This window comes from Granulicella sp. 5B5, from assembly GCF_014083945.1.
In the GTDB taxonomy this organism is placed as follows: domain Bacteria; phylum Acidobacteriota; class Terriglobia; order Terriglobales; family Acidobacteriaceae; genus Granulicella.
This window is the reverse complement of record NZ_CP046444.1, coordinates 3,587,357-3,601,663: the sequence shown is the minus strand read 5'-3', so window position 1 is coordinate 3,601,663 and position 14,307 is coordinate 3,587,357. Positions and strand designations below refer to the sequence as shown.

The window sequence follows — 14,307 nt, the reverse complement described above, 5'->3', positions numbered from 1 at the left end:
GAAGCGTCACACTGCACAAGGTCCAGCAGGAATTTCGTGTGTTCACTTGAGCGGAATGGTCTTGAACGATTTCCAGCCATCCATTCGGCGATGCAGCAGAGATAGATCCAGCGACACGGCACAGATCTGGCAACATTCGGAGGATCGAGGATGAATGCACTACCTGAAATCGAGCTGCGTTCGGCTCTCGAGGCGCGGGGTATCTCCAGGCGGCAGTTTGTAAAATTCTGCAGCACGATGGTCGCGACCCTGGCATTGCCACCTCGCTACCTGCACGCCGTCGTAAAGGCGCTCGATCAAACAACTCGTCCCGTTCTGGTCTGGCTGGAGTTTCAGGATTGCGCGGGCAACTCTGAATCCATGTTGCGATCGGGGTATCCTTCCGTCGGAGACTTTGTACTCGAGCTTCTCTCCTGGGAGTATCACGAACTGATCATGGCCGGAGCCGGCAAACGGGCCGAAGAGACACTGGAACGGGTGATGCGCGATCATAAGGGCGAATATATCGCTGTCATCGAAGGTTCTATCCCGATGGCGGAGGATGGGGTGCACTGCACAATCGGAGGCAAAACGGCGCTCGACATTGCTACCCGCGTTTGTTCCAACGCCGCCATCAATATCGCCGTCGGCGCCTGCGCCTGGGACGGCGGAATCGTTCGCGCAAGCCCAAATCCGACCGGAGCGGTGGGTCTCGCGGAAGCAGTCCCCGGTATCAAAAACCTGGTGAATCTGGGTGGCTGCCCCCACAATCCCGCCAACACCGCCGCAGTGCTCGTTCATTACCTGACCTTCCATGATCTCCCGGCTCTCGACCAATATCACCGTCCTTTGTTCGCCTATGGCGATATCATCCACGACCAGTGCGAGCGCCGCGCCCATTATGACGCAGGCCGGTATGTCGAGGAGTGGGGAGACGAGGGGCATCGCAAAGGCTGGTGCCTTTACAAGATGGGCTGCAAAGGTCCTGAAGCGACGTACAACTGTCCAACCGTTCGCTGGAACGAAGGAACTAGCTGGCCCGTAAAGGCCGGTCATGGCTGCATCGCCTGCGCCTCACCTCGCTTCTGGGATACAAAATCACCGTTTTACGATCGATTGCCGAAGGTCCCTGGATTTGGCGTGGACGTCCTGGCAGAGGAGATTGGATGGGGCGGCACCGCGGCGGTCGGTATCGCGATGCTGGCTCAGGTGGCCGGCAATATTGTGCGAGACAAGACCAGAGCAAAGAATGTGCGGGCTGAAGAGAATCCGCCGCCGGATCTCAATGCTGGCGGAAGCGCATAAGCCACGGCGGATGCGGTCTCAGCAAGGAAGGAATCGGTGCCCGTGAGCGACCCTCAAAGGCAAGGATTCGGAGCAGCGGAGAGAGCCGAATGAAAAAGACACAACGGACGGCGGGCACTGATGCCTCGTGGAAGAACCCGGTACCCGGACAGGTGCGTGTCTACGTCTGGGAATGGCCGGTGCGATTCAGTCACTGGGTCATGGTTATCACGATCATCTCTCTTTCGATTACGGGCTACTACATGCATGCCCCTTACGTTGTCGCGCGGGGCAGAACCGCCTACGTCATGGGCACGATGCGCTTCATCCATCTGGTCTCCGGTTTCGCGTTCATGGCGGCGATTCTGATACGGATGTACTGGTTTCTTTTCGCTAACCGCTGGTCGCGCTGGAACCAATACATCCCGACAACCAGAAAGCGTCTGGCAAATCTGGTCGCGGTAGGCAAGTATTATGCCTTCATGGCGTGGTCGCCGGTCCGGTATATCGGTCATAACCCAATGGCCGGGGCCGCTTATGCCGTCGTCTATGCGATGGCGCTTGTCGAGATTCTCACAGGCCTGGTGCTCTTCTCTCAAATTGTGGGGAGCCGTGTTCTTCTGTTCCTGGTGGGCTGGATTCCACGCTTCATCGATATCCAATGGATTCGCGAGATCCATTTCTTCATCATGTTCGGGTTTTGGATGTTCTTCATCCACCATATCTATACGGCCATCCTTGTTTCCGTTGAGGAAGAAAACGGCTTGATGGACAGCATCTTCAGCGGGTATAAGTTCGTCCCCAAGGCAGAACTGCTGAGGGACCCCGCGGTGGAAGAAATGCGGCCAGATGGGGAGGCAGCCCCAGTAACCTCCGATCTGGAGCAAGAGAAACACACTGTGGCCTGAGCAGAACAGGGATTAGTACAAACAGCAAGCGACCAGATCGATTCCCCACCGCATTTGAGAACATGCTGGCACTGAACACGAATGCCATAAGTTTGGCTGCGGGGTTCCGCGATCTACCTTTCCGGCCAGATCCGCACGACGCGGCTTATTACGTGGGACACACGGGTCACAGCGGAGAATCTCTTTACCAGTCTCAAAGGACGACTCTCGGCTTGTGTGGCTCTCTCCCGTAAAGAGGGCTGCTACGGATACTAGCAGATGTGATGCTCATCACACGCCTGAGTGTTCCACGCCACAGTTTGAAAGAGCCGGAATACGAGAGACTCGGTTACAAGGAAAGATACGGAGATTGCGATGCAAACCCACTTCGAAAAACGTGCCTTGGCCGCGCCCGACCGGATTCTGGTTGCCACTGATTTGTCGGACACGGAGTATCTCGTCCCTCACGCCATCGCGCAGGCCAAGGCCAGCGGCGCACAGGTCACGTTAATCCATGCCCTTCCTCCTTCGGATGTGGTGCCGATGGACGCTGCGACAATTCCATATGTTGATAAAATCAAGATTGTTCGGGACCTGCGTGTCGTGCTGCTCGGGCTCGCGCGCGAATTTGAATCGCGGGGAATCCCCTGCGAGAGCGCCGTACGGGATGGCGACCCGGCGGATGTGATTCCTCAGGAGATCAACCGCACCCATGCAACCAGACTGATCATCGGTTCACATGGACGCGGAAGACTGGGACAGCTCACCTTGGGTTCCGTGGCACGCGATCTCGTTCCCGCAGTAAACATACCTGTCTTTGTGGTCGGCCCGCACGCTCAAACCGGCGTCAGGCATGCGACACCGCAACGGATTCTCCACCCGGTCTCGCTCGGTTTCAACTATCGAGAGAGCCTTCATCTGGCACTCGACATCGCACAGGTCTACCGGGCCGAGCTTATTCTCCTGCACGTTCTGGATCCGGACGTTGCTGAGAAGGTCGATCCTCAACGGACCATCGACTGGGCGGACGATGCCTTGCGTGCGCTGATTCCGGACGCAAGCAAACTGGCTCCTCCAGTGCGTACGACCGTGGTGTCGGGCAAGCTGGCGGAGGTGATTTTGAAAACCTCCAACCAGACCAAGGCAGACTGGATCGTGTTGGGTGCCGACGGTGCGCCGCGAGGGTGGCCGTTCCACCAGAGCGTGGCCTATAAAGTTCTCTCTGCGGCGAGTTGCCCCGTGATTACGCTTCGCCACGAACGGGCGCGAAATGAGAATGCGGTAGATTTCAAAGAAGTGCATTTCACTTCTTACTCTTGAAACCGAGGGGCTATACCGGACAGCCCGATGGCGATATGAGCCATCGGGGAATAACTCGACGGCAAGGTCGTCAAGTGGATAGAGAAGGTCAGCGATGCATAGTACGGCGCGCCGCTCGTGGCTCAGGAACGAATAGCAACGTCGGAGCGAAGCACCCGCCCCCCAGGGTTGATGGTGTTCGGTCTCCAAAACCTTTCACGAGAAGCTGGCCAGATAACCATCCTTGCCGGCGGAAGAGATAACAGATACAGATTCGGTCGCTACAGTATTTCTGGCAAAACCGAGCACATCGGGGTTCCGTCCCCGAGCGCTTAGCATAAAGACGCGCGCGTCTGCCAGAGCCAACGGGTTTCCCGAAGCCAACAGATGCAGTTTCCGTTAAAGACGAAAATCAAGGCCGCCCGACATCACTTTTATTAGGCAGAGCTCTATTCAGATCAGAAGACCCGAACAACATCCGAACCTTGTAAGTAGAAATGATCCTATTTCGCTCTAAGTGAAAGACGTCGACCTTCAGACGCCGCATAACCTTTTCTGCATGACGAGAAGACTTGCTGGCGTCCCCCTCTCCCACCATTTGCGGGCGGCATTCTCAAAACCTATTTGAGAAGTCGCGCTGTCGTCCCTTCGGCCTCGCTCTGTTTAGTCTCAAACTTAGCCTTGCACTCAACCATTGGATCGATGCCTGCAACCAGCGACTTGCGGCCTTCAAAGTGAAGCTCGCGCGCAGGAAAGACTCACAATCAGATATTCGCCCAAGGCCATCAGCTTCTCTTTACGGTTGAAGCGATAGCGCCAACACCACAATTTCGATCCTCCAGGATTGACCAGCAAGAATAAACCGTGGCCGTCGAATAACTTGAAGGGTTTGTCCCGTGGCTCGCCGCCTTGATAGCGAGGTTTGTCAGCTTCATACTGATAGCAGGAGCATTTATTTTCAATGACTTACGAAATTTATTACTGCCATTCAGGGATTCGAACTAAGAAATTATCTTCTTTATTTTCAAAAACTTACAGATAGGTGGTGGTTGCCCCCCAGGGATTCGAACCCCGATCGAGCGAGTCAGAGTCGCTAGTCCTACCATTGAACGAGAGGGCAATGCAGATTGTGCGTTAGCTGCAGGTCCAGGGGGGAACCACAATCAGCTGACTTATTGAGTGTACGTGGGTTGAGGGGTGGGGGTCAACCTTCCGGAGAACGTGAGCTGTGCAAAGAAGTATGCTTACTCCTCGCGGAGGACTTCGAGGGGCTTTTGGCCGAGGACGCGGTGGCTGGCCAGCCAGCCTGCGGCGACAGTGAGAATAGCGATGCCGGCCACTGCAGTGAGGTTAAGCCAGGGCTGGAAGTGGTAGTCGAAGTGAAACTGGTGGAGAAGCAGAGCGCGTCCCATGATGTTGGCAAAGAGCAGACCTGTGACTGCGGCGATGAGGCCGAGAACGGCGAATTCGATGGAGAAGATGGTGGCGATGCGAGGGCGCGTGGCGCCGAGGGTCTTGAGGACGACGACCTCACGGATGCGGCGATAGCGCGTGCCAGCGATGGCGCTCGCCAGGATGACGATGCCGGCGAAGATGGAGAATGCCGCGAGGAACTGAATGACGTAGGTGATCTGGAGCAGTACCTGTCGGACGGTCTCGAGAGTGGCTGCGACGTCGATGACAGTGACGGTAGGGTAGTGCTCGTAGAGGATGCGGCGCAATTGAGCGGTGGAGGCTGGGTCGCAGTGGATGCCGCCGTACCAGACGACAGGGAAACTGCCGAGGACAGACTGTGGGAAGATGAAGTCGGCGCGGGAGTAGGCGTGGCGACTGTCGGTGTCGTAAAGCGCCGCAACAGTGGCGGTGAAGGGCTGGTCCTGCGCCGAGAAGGTGACGGTGTCGCCGACGCGGACGTCAAGGCGAGCGGCACGGTTGCGTTCGATGGCGACGAGTGGGTGTGTGGCTGAGCCTGAGGCCTGTTGCGAAGTCCACCATTTGCCTGAGGTGACCTTGTCGCCGGGAGGCGGGGCATCGGGTGTGGGCGACCAGGTGAGGTTGAGGCCCTGCAGCGAGCGACCGAAGCCTCGGCGGCGCTTGTTGAGTTGATCGGCGGGAACCTTGTTGATGGCGGTGAGCCGCGAGGTGACAACGGGGACGAGCTCGGGTGTTCCCTTCACCGCTGGTTGATGCGCGAGGAGGGCGCGGACACCGGAGACCTCGTCGGTGGTCATGTCGATGAGGAAGATGTTGGGGAGGTTCTCGGCGACGGCAACCTGCATCTCGTTCACGATAGAACGCTGGACAATATAGACGGCGGCGATCTGCATGACGCCGAGGCCGAGTGCCGCCAGCAGAGCGGCAGAGGGGTTGCCGGGGCGGTAGAGGTTCGCGAGGCCGTGGCGCAGCGACGACGGGAGGTGCAGTCTCGTGACCGAGAGCAGGGCGCGCAGTGCGAGCATGAGGAGCTTCGCGGTGAGGTAGAGGAGGAGGAGCGCGAGGACGAGGCCTGCGCCAAAGACGAGACCCACCTGGCGGGAGTCCGAGACGCGTGCGGCGAGCGCGACGAGGCCCAGGACGATGATGCCTACCGCGCCGAGTTGCAGCGCGAACGATGGCAGATTGCGTTGGAGGCGGGAGAAGAGGTTGCCTTCGTTGGTTTCAACGGCGCGGCGCAGGATAAGGATAGGACGGATGTTGCGCACGGAGAGCAACGTGGGCAGTGTGAAGAGCAGTGTAGTGAGCAGGCCGGCGATGAGACCCATCGCGATGGCATGGCTGTTGATGCGGAAGCTGGGTGTGAGATGCAGGAGCTTGGCGAGAAAGAGAGGGAACGCCAGTTGTACACCGAGGCCAAGGATGACGCCGAGGAGACCTCCGGCTAAGCCCAGCAAGACAGTTTGCAGCAGGTAGATCTTCATGATCTGCTGCGAGCCGGCGCCGAGCGACTTCATGATCGCGATGGAATCGAGGCGCTGCTGCAGATGGGCACGCATGGCCATGGCGACGCCAACTGCACCGAGAACGAGCGCGACGAGTGACATGAGCGAGAGCAGACCGGTGGCGCCATCGAGGGCGCGGGTGAGGGCGGGGTTGGCCTCGCGGTAGTCGGAGACCTGAGACTCAGGGAGGAGAGCTTCGACCTTGGTTTTGAGGGCGGCGACGGCGTCATCGGAGAGTGCCTGGCCCGGCTTGGGGGACGGGAGTTTGAAGAGGTAACGGCGCGTGGCGCGGGAGCCGGGAGCGAGCAGGCCCGTGGAGTCGAGCGCAGCATTGGAGAGCAGGATGCGTGGGCCGGCGGCGAAGGAGCCGGAGAGACGGTCGGGTTCGTCGATGACGACAGTGGCGATGCGGAAGAGTTGTGTGCCGAGTTTGATGGAATCGCCGACCTTGAGATGAAGGCGAAGGAGGAGATCGTCGCCGACGGCAACTGAGTTGCCAGTGAGCGCCTGGGAGAGGGGAATCGCGGGGTCAAGGACAACGTCGCCATAGAAGGGATACTTGGCGGGGTCGACAGCTTTGAGGGAGACCAGCAGCGGATCGAGCGAGGTGGCGGAGGAGGCCATCGAGAGGGTCTCGGTGACGGTGGCCTCGTCGTTGCCGGCGGTGCGGAGGTCGTCGATTCCCTTCTGCTGGTCGGGTGTTGGAGCAACGTTGGTGCGGGCAGAGAGGTCCGCAGCCATAATGCTGCGGGCGCGGAGAAGAAGAGTGGCACGGAAGGCAGAGCTGAAGCCACGAACGCCGGTGAGGGCGGCTACTCCGATGGCAACGGAGAGGATGACGAAGGCGAATTTACCGCGCGAGGAACGGAGTTCGCGGCTGGCGATGCGGGCGGCGGTGGCGTAGGAGAGCGCAGGCATCGGCTACGCTCCCGGAGTCGAAGAAACAGATGTGGCGAAGGTGTGCGGTGCGGGCGTCTGTTGCTCATCGGCGATGACGAGACCATCGCGGAGGGTGATGCGTCGTGAGGCGTAAGTGGCGAGCACCGGGTCGTGCGTGACGAGAACGAGTGTGGTTCCCTCTTCCCGATTGAGGTGCAGGAGAAGGTCGAGGACGTGGCTGCCGTTGGCGGTGTCCAGGTTGCCGGTGGGTTCATCGGCGAGGACGATGGGCGGGCGCAGGATGAAGGCGCGGGCGAGAGCAACGCGCTGCTGCTCGCCGCCGGAGAGCTGCACAGGGTAGTGGTCCATGCGCGCGGCGAGGCCGACGGAGCTGAGCAGCTGACGGGCGCGCTCGAGGCCATAGGCTTCGTCGGTGTGCTCAGGCGAGCCGTTGAGCTCGTAAGGGAGTAGTACGTTTTCCAGCGCGGTGAGCGTGGGGATGAGCTGGTAGCTCTGGAAGACGAAGCCGATGGTGCGGCCTCGGAGCTGCGCGAGCTTGTCCTCGGCGAGATTGTTGATGACGGTGCCGTTGAGCGCGACTGTGCCGGAGGTTGGATTGTCGAGACCGGCGAGAAGACCGAGGAGCGTGGACTTGCCGGAGCCGGAGGCGCCCATGATGGCGGCGAACTCGCCACGGGCGATGGTGAAGTCGATGCCCTTGAGGATGTCGACGGTGGAGGCGCCGGTACGCAGGGACTTGCGCAGAGCAGAGACGACGATCATAGAGGAGTCAGCGGGCGAATCGTGCGACGCGGGTACGGCGATGGTCAAGGGGCGGAGACCTCTGGCTACAATAGGTGGTTAGAACCGGGATGCCGAATGCGAGATACGAATGCTCTGGTAAGAGTGACGAGAGGAGTGCTGTGGATATTGTGATTCTATCGCGGAAGATGAGAGCACACCGTGCAGGTGCGATGTGCTTCGGGACTCTGATGGGCTTGTCTTTGTGCATAGCACTGAGCGGGTGCAAATCGTCCACGAGCAGCGCAGAGACGGTAGAGAGTGCGCCAACAGGCGCTCCGATTGCGGCAGAGGCGCCGGTAGTGCCCGTCGCAACCGATACAGATGCCCAGGACACGCGGCCAGTGATCGCATGTTTTGGGGACAGTTTGACGGCGGGATATGGGGCGGACCCGGGGCAGAGCTATCCGGATGACCTGCAGAGACGGCTGGATGCACAGGGGTATCGCTACCACGTGGTGAACGAGGGAGTGAGCGGCGAAACGACCAAGGACGGCCTGGAGCGCGTGGACCGCGTGGCAGCGCGGCATCCGAAGATTGTGGTGCTGGAGTTTGGTGGCAACGATGGACTGCGGGGGCTTCCGCTGGAGCAGACGCAGAGCAACCTGGCAGCGATGATTGAATCGCTGAAGAAGAGTGGCGCAGAGGTGGTGCTGGCGGGGATTACTCTGCCGCCCGAGTATGGGCCGGATTACATTGCGAAGATCAATGCGATCTATCCTGCGCTGGCAAAGAAGTACCACGTGCGGCTGCTGCCGTTTCTGCTGCAGGGGGTGTATGGGACTCCGGGCGATATGCAGGAGGACGGGCACCATGCGACCGCGCAGGGGAACAAGCAGGTGGCGGCGAATGTGGAGAAGCTGATTCAGCCGATGTTGCGGAAGTAATGGAGGAGGATACCCCCACCCCCCCTCCCCCATACTTTTGGGGCTAAAATCCTGACGAATTGGGGCTTAGCGTTGGACTTGTGAATGTCTCAAGAATGGTGCAGTCGCTTTGGTTGAGGCTAACCGAGGACGACGGTGGGCTGAACGAGCGTTCCGGCGACCCGCTGGGCGATGGCGAGGAGATCGGCGGGGGAGCTGAAGAGCTTGAGGAGCGGTGCTGCGGAGAAGTCCGGCACGTTGACCTGCATGCCGTTGCGGATGCGGCCAGCGGTCTGCTCGTCGACGATGACGGAGGGCATCTCCGGCAGTAAGGTGCGTGGGTGCGGGAGGCGGGCTGCGATCTGTGCCGGGGTAAGTGATTTGAGCTCGTCGAGGGTGATGGACTGGGCCAGCGTGAAGTCGCCTGCCTGCGTGCGGCGGAGCGTGGCGAGGTGAGCGCCGCACCCTGCGAGAGCCCCGAGTTCGTGCGCGACGGAGCGGACGTAGCCTCCGGCGGAGACGTGCATAGTGAACTCGGCTGTGTCGTTGTGGAACGCGGTCAACTGGAAGTTGTGGATGGTGATGCGCGCGGGTTTGACGGGGACATCCTTGCCGGCGCGGGCTAGTTTGTGTGCGGGGACGCCATTGATCTTCTTCGCGGAGTAGACGGGTGGAACCTGGTCGATGGATCCGTGGAAGCGTAGAGCGAGTGTGCGGAGCTCGTCCAACGAGCAAGTGAGAGGCGCTGGCGTGGTGGTGGGCTCGCCTTCGGCGTCGAAGGTGTCGGTGGCGAAGCCGAAGCGGATGGTGCCGGTGTAGTGTTTTTCCGCCTTGCCGAAGAACTGCGCGAGGCGTGTGTGCTTGCCGAGCAGAAGAGGGAGCACACCGGTGGCCATGGGATCGAGCGTGCCGAGATGGCCGATGGAACGCTCGCCAGTGGCGCGACGCACGATGGCTACAACGTCGTGGGAGGTGAGGCCGGTGGGTTTGTCGAGGATGAGAAGACCGTTCATTGCAGAGGCTATTGTCTCGCACTTGAGCGCGGGAAACTTTTATGTTGTGGGGTACGCTCGCGCCTTCGGCGCATCGCTACGGCAAAAGCGGAACGCAGAGGACGCAGTGTAGAAGCGCGCAGAGGGCGCGATGTAAAACAAACAACGACAACTGCGAATACAGGGGTTTCTCCGCTTCGCATCGCGATAAAGCCGCGATGCTCCGGTCGAAATGACAAACGGTTTGGATGGGCAAGAGTTTTGTGCAGAGCCGCGCGCGAGGCTTCCCTCCGCGGCTAAAGCCGCATTCTATTGCGACACTTTACGGCGGGGCTGAAGTCCCGCCCCTTCAAAACAAGACAGTAAGTACTATCGCAGGACTGAAGTTCCGTCCCTTCGACGCAAGACCCTTATTGAGTGCCTTGTTAGCGCGGCGGGCGGACGAGAGATAGGAACTCGCTGCGGGTCTGCTGCTGTGTTTTGAAGACGCCTAGCATCGAACTGGTGACGGTGCTTGAGCTTTGTTTTTCGACGCCGCGCATCATCATGCAGAGGTGTTGGGCTTCAATAACGACACCGACACCCTGCGGGTGGATGGCGTCGCTGATGGCCTCCGCGACCTGCTGCGTGAGGCGTTCCTGCACCTGGAGACGGCGGGCGAAGACATCGACGATGCGAGGGATCTTGCTTAAGCCGACGACCTTGCCGTTGGGGACGTAGGCGATGTGGGCCTTGCCGAAGAACGGGAGCATGTGGTGCTCGCACATGGAGAAGAACTCGATGTCCTTGACGATGACCATCTCGTCGTAGTCGACGTCGAAGAGTGCGTTGTGGAGGACATCGTCGATGCTCTGGTGGTAGCCGCGGGTGAGGAACTCGAGGGCTTTTTCGACGCGCTTGGGCGTGGCGAGCAGGCCGTCGCGCGTGGGGTCTTCGCCGATGCGGGTGAGGACTTCGGTGTAGATCTGCTGAAGGCTGGCATCCGCAAGACGCATCTGGCTGGCTGGCTGGACACTGGAGATGGAGACGGGCTTGCCGGATTCGCGGGTGATCTTGACGGGTTCGAGGTTGGGCTTGGTGGACATGGGGACGGACTGCCTTTCCAAACTTGCGGTGGCTACGACAAGTGCTGCTATTCGATGCTCCACGGCGCGGCTACGTTACATGAACGCGGGAACGGCGGCTGATTCATTGCCGAAGTAGTCGAACGAGTTGTTGCCGGTCTCCTCAATGTGGACCCGGCGCAGAGTGGCGTGGGGATACTCGGCGAAGATACGCCAGACCTCCACCGCTAGATTCTCGGTGGTCGAGACCTGATCGAGAAAGAGCGGCAGCGTGTTGAGATTCGCGTGATCGAAGAGATCGAGCAGATTGCGCTGTGCGAACGAATCGAGATCGGCGAGGTTGGTGACCATGCCGGTGGCGGGGTCCACGGGGCCAGAAAAGGCGACCTCCACGACGTAGTTGTGGCCGTGGCCGAAGGGGTTGTTGCATTTGCCGAAGGTGGCGATGTTCTGCTCGGGCGAGAGGGCGTCGACATGCAGGCGGTGCGAGGCGGAGAAGTGATAGCGACGCGAGAGGTGTGCGATCGGAGTGCTCATACATGTTCTCCGTAGTAGTCGGCGAAGAGGTCGAGCATCTCGTAGACGCGGACGCGATGGAGCTTCGCGCCGGGGACTTTGCCTTCGAGACGATGCCAGATAGCGATGGCGATGTTTTCGGTGGTGGGAATCGCTGTGACGAACTCGGGAACCTCATAGTTGAGGTGGCGGTGATCGTAGACGGAGACGACTTCGCGCTCGAGGATGTCCTTGAGCTGCTTGAGGTCGACCACGAAGCCTGTGACGGGGTCGATCTCGCCTGCGACGGTGACTTCGAGCGTGTAGTTGTGGCCGTGTCCCTGGCGGTTGGCGCACTTGCCGAAGATGCGTTCGTTTTCGGCGTCAGAGAATGCGGGATTCCAGTAGAAGTGCGCGGAGGAGAAGTCGGCTTTGCGGGTGAGAAGGATCATAGAGGCAGTGGGTAGGCGGTAGTGGGGAGACAGTAAAAAAAACGAACTGTGCTGCATTTTAGATGCGTGCTCTTGCGCGTAGATGCTGCGGTTCGACGCTCGTCTTATCTTCCGGTGCGGTATTCCCTGCCCTTCCATGTGACGTGATGAAAGAGCTTGTGGTTCATCCAGCTACGGAGGAGCAGAACGATGAAGAGAGGCAGGCCGAAGATGGAGAGAATGTACGCTGCGATGCCGAAGTGGGAGCGGGCGACCCGTTGAAAGACGCGTACGAGGACGCGGACCCAGAGGAGAAGGATCGCCGCACGCTGCCAGAGGACGAGATTCGGCATGAGCCAGAGAAGCAGCGGCAGGAAGAGCAGAACGAAGTCGAGGAGACGCGTGGCGGCGAGAGTGAGCGCATTGGGAAAGAGCAGGGCGAGATTTTTTGTCCAACCTTCGAGCATGTCGGAGACGCCGGTGTACATGCGGGCGCTGAGGGCGTCCGGCGCGTAACGGAGGCGGATGCCGCGGCCATTGTTGCGGGGTGCGGCACGCTTGATGTTGAAGGCGAGGTCTACGTCTTCGAGGACGGAGCGGCCGACGGCGCGGTGGCCTCCGACGGAGAAGTAGATGGCGCGGTCGACGAGGATAAACTGGCCGTTGGCGGCGGCGGTGCGGCGGGCGGGGTCGTTGACCTGCGAGGGTGGATAGGCTGTGGCGAGCTCGGAGTAGATGACCGGCATGAGAGCCTGTTGCACGATGCCGGTGAGGACCTGTCGCGGCGAGTAGGAGAGCAGAGCGACGTTGTGGCGCTCCGCTTCGTGGAGGGCGCGGGTGAGGTCGCCGGGCTCGTGGATGGTGTCCGCGTCGGTGAAGAGCAGCCAGCGGCCTTGCGATTGCTGCGCGCCGAGCCAGCAGGCCTGCGTCTTGCCGGTGAAGGCACGCTGGCGGTCGTTGAGCTCGAGTGCGGGAGCGTCGAGGACCTTGAGGCCGGGATGCGTGGCGGCGAGGTCGAGAGCGAGGGCGCGGGTGCGGTCGGTGGAGGCGTCGTCGATGACGAGGATCTCCCAGTCGCGGCCGAGCTCAAAGTGCGTGTCGCTTTGGGCGAGGAGCGAGGCTAGACAGGCGGGGAGGTTGTGCTCCTCGTTGCGCGCCGGGATGATGACGGAGAGCTGCAGAGTGGGCTCGGGGCCGGTAGCGATGGAGGCTGGTGTGGCGGCCGTATCGTCTACCGGCAAGCCGAGGAGGGGGCTGAGTTTCTGGGGCGGATTGGGGGAGTCGGACACAGGCCACTATTATATGAATAGCGACGAGGTTTGATTGGAAGCGATGAAACGACGGCTAACGATGCGTGGTGTGACGAGAGTTGCGATGGTGCTTGCGCTGGCGACGCTGTGTGGGGCGGGATGCGACCGCGGCGACCATCCTGAGCAGCTGGGGCGGACGGCACCGGAGTTCAAGGTGAGCGATACGCAACGGACGGTGGACCTGGCGCAGTTTCGCGGCAAGGTGGTGGTGCTGAACTTCTGGGCGAGCTGGTGCGCGCCGTGCCTGGAGGAGCTGCCGAGCCTGGAGGCCCTGCAGCACCAGATGCCGCAGGTGGTGGTACTCGCGGTTTCGACCGACGATGACAGCGGGGCGTACCAGAACTTTCTGGTGCAGCACCATGTGGACCTGCTGACGGTGGACGATGTGGCGCAGGACTCCAACAAGCTGTTCGGGACGTACCGGTTTCCTGAGACGTATGTGATCGACAAGAGCGGCGTGATTCGCAGGAAGTACATTGGGCCGCAGGATTTTACCGATCCGGACATCCTAAACGGGCTGAAGCGGCTGGTTGCACAGTAGCGTTGCTCTGGCCGCTAGTGGCTGGGCTGATATCATGGGGACATCTATGACGCAGCTTGATGTGATGTATCGCTATGACGCCGCGCCCGCCGAGGCGACGATGATGGCCATGGGACGTGTGCGCGAGGTGTATGGTGTACGGCGTGTGACCTGCGACGAGACCGCCAAGACGGTCCGCGTGGAGTATGACGCGACTCGGCTGACAGAGGCTATCGTGCATCAACTGCTGCGTCGTACAGGGCTCGATGTGGTGGAGCGGGTATCGCTGCTTCCGCCGCAGCCGGAGCCTGAAGTCGCAGCACCGGCGGCGAGCTAGTTGATTCACAGGGCGGTATCGGGTATTCTTACCTAGTTGCAGTCCTGCAATGTGCGCCCGTAGCTCAGCTGGATAGAGCGTTTGGCTACGAACCAAAAGGCCGGAGGTTCGACTCCTTCCGGGCGCACCATTACTTCCCTACAAGTTGATTGGTTCTCACCTCGTTAAGCGAGGCTGTTTGTGTTGTGCCTGCGACAGTTCTCTGCGACAAGCTGAGTCGAAGT

The 14,307-nt window shown here is 60.3% G+C and carries 13 protein-coding genes and 2 tRNA genes; 7 read left to right on the top strand and 8 right to left on the bottom strand.

Annotated elements, in window-relative coordinates; translation table 11 throughout:
* Positions 1 to 150: 150 nt before the first annotated feature.
* From GOB94_RS15270 to GOB94_RS15260, 3 genes are all read left to right on the top strand, one after another.
* A complete protein-coding gene (locus GOB94_RS15270) occupies positions 151 to 1,284 on the top strand; it encodes a hydrogenase small subunit (protein ID WP_182276704.1) in 1,134 nt (377 codons plus the stop codon).
* An 89-nt stretch (positions 1,285 to 1,373) separates the two neighbouring features.
* Positions 1,374 to 2,171, top strand: a complete 798-nt coding sequence (cybH, locus tag GOB94_RS15265; protein WP_182276703.1) for a Ni/Fe-hydrogenase, b-type cytochrome subunit — start codon at positions 1,374 to 1,376, stop codon at positions 2,169 to 2,171.
* A gap of 354 nt (positions 2,172 to 2,525) precedes the next feature.
* A complete protein-coding gene (locus GOB94_RS15260) occupies positions 2,526 to 3,470 on the top strand; it encodes a universal stress protein (protein ID WP_182276702.1) in 945 nt (314 codons plus the stop codon).
* Between the two features lie 1,025 nt (positions 3,471 to 4,495).
* Here GOB94_RS15260 and GOB94_RS15250 read toward each other — a convergent pair.
* The 3 genes from GOB94_RS15250 to GOB94_RS15240 form a co-directional block, all read right to left on the bottom strand.
* Positions 4,496 to 4,569, bottom strand: a tRNA-Gln gene (locus GOB94_RS15250).
* 124 nt (positions 4,570 to 4,693) lie between these two features.
* Positions 4,694 to 7,306 carry an FtsX-like permease family protein gene (locus GOB94_RS15245; protein WP_182276701.1) on the bottom strand — a complete coding sequence of 871 codons (2,613 nt, stop codon included), beginning with the start codon at positions 7,304 to 7,306 and terminating at the stop codon, positions 4,694 to 4,696.
* Positions 7,307 to 7,309: 3 nt separating this feature from the next.
* Complete coding sequence (locus GOB94_RS15240; protein WP_182278665.1) at positions 7,310 to 8,050, bottom strand: ABC transporter ATP-binding protein; 741 nt, start codon at positions 8,048 to 8,050, stop codon at positions 7,310 to 7,312.
* Positions 8,051 to 8,370: 320 nt separating this feature from the next.
* On the opposite strand from GOB94_RS15240, the gene GOB94_RS15235 reads away from it, so the two are divergent.
* The gene (locus GOB94_RS15235; protein WP_255484046.1) at positions 8,371 to 8,955 is read left to right on the top strand and encodes an arylesterase; all 585 of its coding nucleotides are present in this window, start codon (positions 8,371 to 8,373) and stop codon (positions 8,953 to 8,955) included.
* 119 nt (positions 8,956 to 9,074) lie between these two features.
* Here GOB94_RS15235 and truB read toward each other — a convergent pair whose 3' ends face one another.
* From truB to GOB94_RS15210, 5 genes are all read right to left on the bottom strand, one after another.
* Positions 9,075 to 9,947, bottom strand: coding sequence for a tRNA pseudouridine(55) synthase TruB (gene truB / locus GOB94_RS15230; protein WP_182276700.1), 873 nt, complete (start codon positions 9,945 to 9,947; stop codon positions 9,075 to 9,077).
* Between the two features lie 404 nt (positions 9,948 to 10,351).
* The gene (folE, locus tag GOB94_RS15225) at positions 10,352 to 10,921 is read right to left on the bottom strand and encodes a GTP cyclohydrolase I FolE (protein ID WP_255484436.1); all 570 of its coding nucleotides are present in this window, start codon (positions 10,919 to 10,921) and stop codon (positions 10,352 to 10,354) included.
* 165 nt (positions 10,922 to 11,086) lie between these two features.
* Complete coding sequence (locus GOB94_RS15220) at positions 11,087 to 11,527, bottom strand: 6-carboxytetrahydropterin synthase (RefSeq protein WP_182276698.1); 441 nt, start codon at positions 11,525 to 11,527, stop codon at positions 11,087 to 11,089.
* Positions 11,524 to 11,937: a 6-carboxytetrahydropterin synthase gene (locus GOB94_RS15215; protein WP_182276697.1), complete on the bottom strand. Its 414-nt coding sequence runs from the start codon at positions 11,935 to 11,937 to the stop codon at positions 11,524 to 11,526. Before GOB94_RS15215 ends, GOB94_RS15220 begins: the two co-directional genes overlap by 4 nt.
* Before the next feature lie 104 nt (positions 11,938 to 12,041).
* Positions 12,042 to 13,205 (bottom strand): glycosyltransferase family A protein, encoded by a 1,164-nt coding sequence (locus GOB94_RS15210; protein ID WP_255484044.1) that lies wholly within the window; start codon positions 13,203 to 13,205, stop codon positions 12,042 to 12,044.
* Positions 13,206 to 13,248: 43 nt separating this feature from the next.
* On the opposite strand from GOB94_RS15210, the gene GOB94_RS15205 reads away from it, so the two are divergent.
* The 3 genes from GOB94_RS15205 (at position 13,249) to GOB94_RS15195 (ending at position 14,213) form a co-directional block, all read left to right on the top strand.
* Positions 13,249 to 13,767: a TlpA disulfide reductase family protein gene (locus tag GOB94_RS15205; RefSeq protein WP_346265626.1), complete on the top strand. Its 519-nt coding sequence runs from the start codon at positions 13,249 to 13,251 to the stop codon at positions 13,765 to 13,767.
* Between the two features lie 46 nt (positions 13,768 to 13,813).
* A complete protein-coding gene (locus GOB94_RS15200) occupies positions 13,814 to 14,083 on the top strand; it encodes a hypothetical protein (RefSeq protein ID WP_182276696.1) in 270 nt (89 codons plus the stop codon).
* Between the two features lie 53 nt (positions 14,084 to 14,136).
* Positions 14,137 to 14,213 (top strand) — tRNA-Arg (locus tag GOB94_RS15195).
* Positions 14,214 to 14,307 lie beyond the last annotated feature (94 nt).

What these genes read in the sequence shown, in the direction of transcription:
- GOB94_RS15270 (WP_182276704.1), top strand. Translation starts at nt 151, where the DNA reads ATGAATGCACTACCTGAAATCGAGCTGCGTTCGGCTCTCGAGGCGCGG.
- cybH (WP_182276703.1), top strand. Translation starts at nt 1,374, where the DNA reads ATGAAAAAGACACAACGGACGGCGGGCACTGATGCCTCGTGGAAGAAC.
- GOB94_RS15260 (WP_182276702.1), top strand. Translation starts at nt 2,526, where the DNA reads ATGCAAACCCACTTCGAAAAACGTGCCTTGGCCGCGCCCGACCGGATT.
- GOB94_RS15245 (WP_182276701.1), bottom strand. Translation starts at nt 7,306, where the DNA reads ATGCCTGCGCTCTCCTACGCCACCGCCGCCCGCATCGCCAGCCGCGAA.
- GOB94_RS15240 (WP_182278665.1), bottom strand. Translation starts at nt 8,050, where the DNA reads ATGATCGTCGTCTCTGCTCTGCGCAAGTCCCTGCGTACCGGCGCCTCC.
- truB (WP_182276700.1), bottom strand. Translation starts at nt 9,947, where the DNA reads ATGAACGGTCTTCTCATCCTCGACAAACCCACCGGCCTCACCTCCCAC.
- folE (WP_255484436.1), bottom strand. Translation starts at nt 10,921, where the DNA reads ATGCGTCTTGCGGATGCCAGCCTTCAGCAGATCTACACCGAAGTCCTC.
- GOB94_RS15220 (WP_182276698.1), bottom strand. Translation starts at nt 11,527, where the DNA reads ATGAGCACTCCGATCGCACACCTCTCGCGTCGCTATCACTTCTCCGCC.
- GOB94_RS15215 (WP_182276697.1), bottom strand. Translation starts at nt 11,937, where the DNA reads ATGATCCTTCTCACCCGCAAAGCCGACTTCTCCTCCGCGCACTTCTAC.
- GOB94_RS15205 (WP_346265626.1), top strand. Translation starts at nt 13,249, where the DNA reads ATGAAACGACGGCTAACGATGCGTGGTGTGACGAGAGTTGCGATGGTG.
- GOB94_RS15200 (WP_182276696.1), top strand. Translation starts at nt 13,814, where the DNA reads ATGACGCAGCTTGATGTGATGTATCGCTATGACGCCGCGCCCGCCGAG.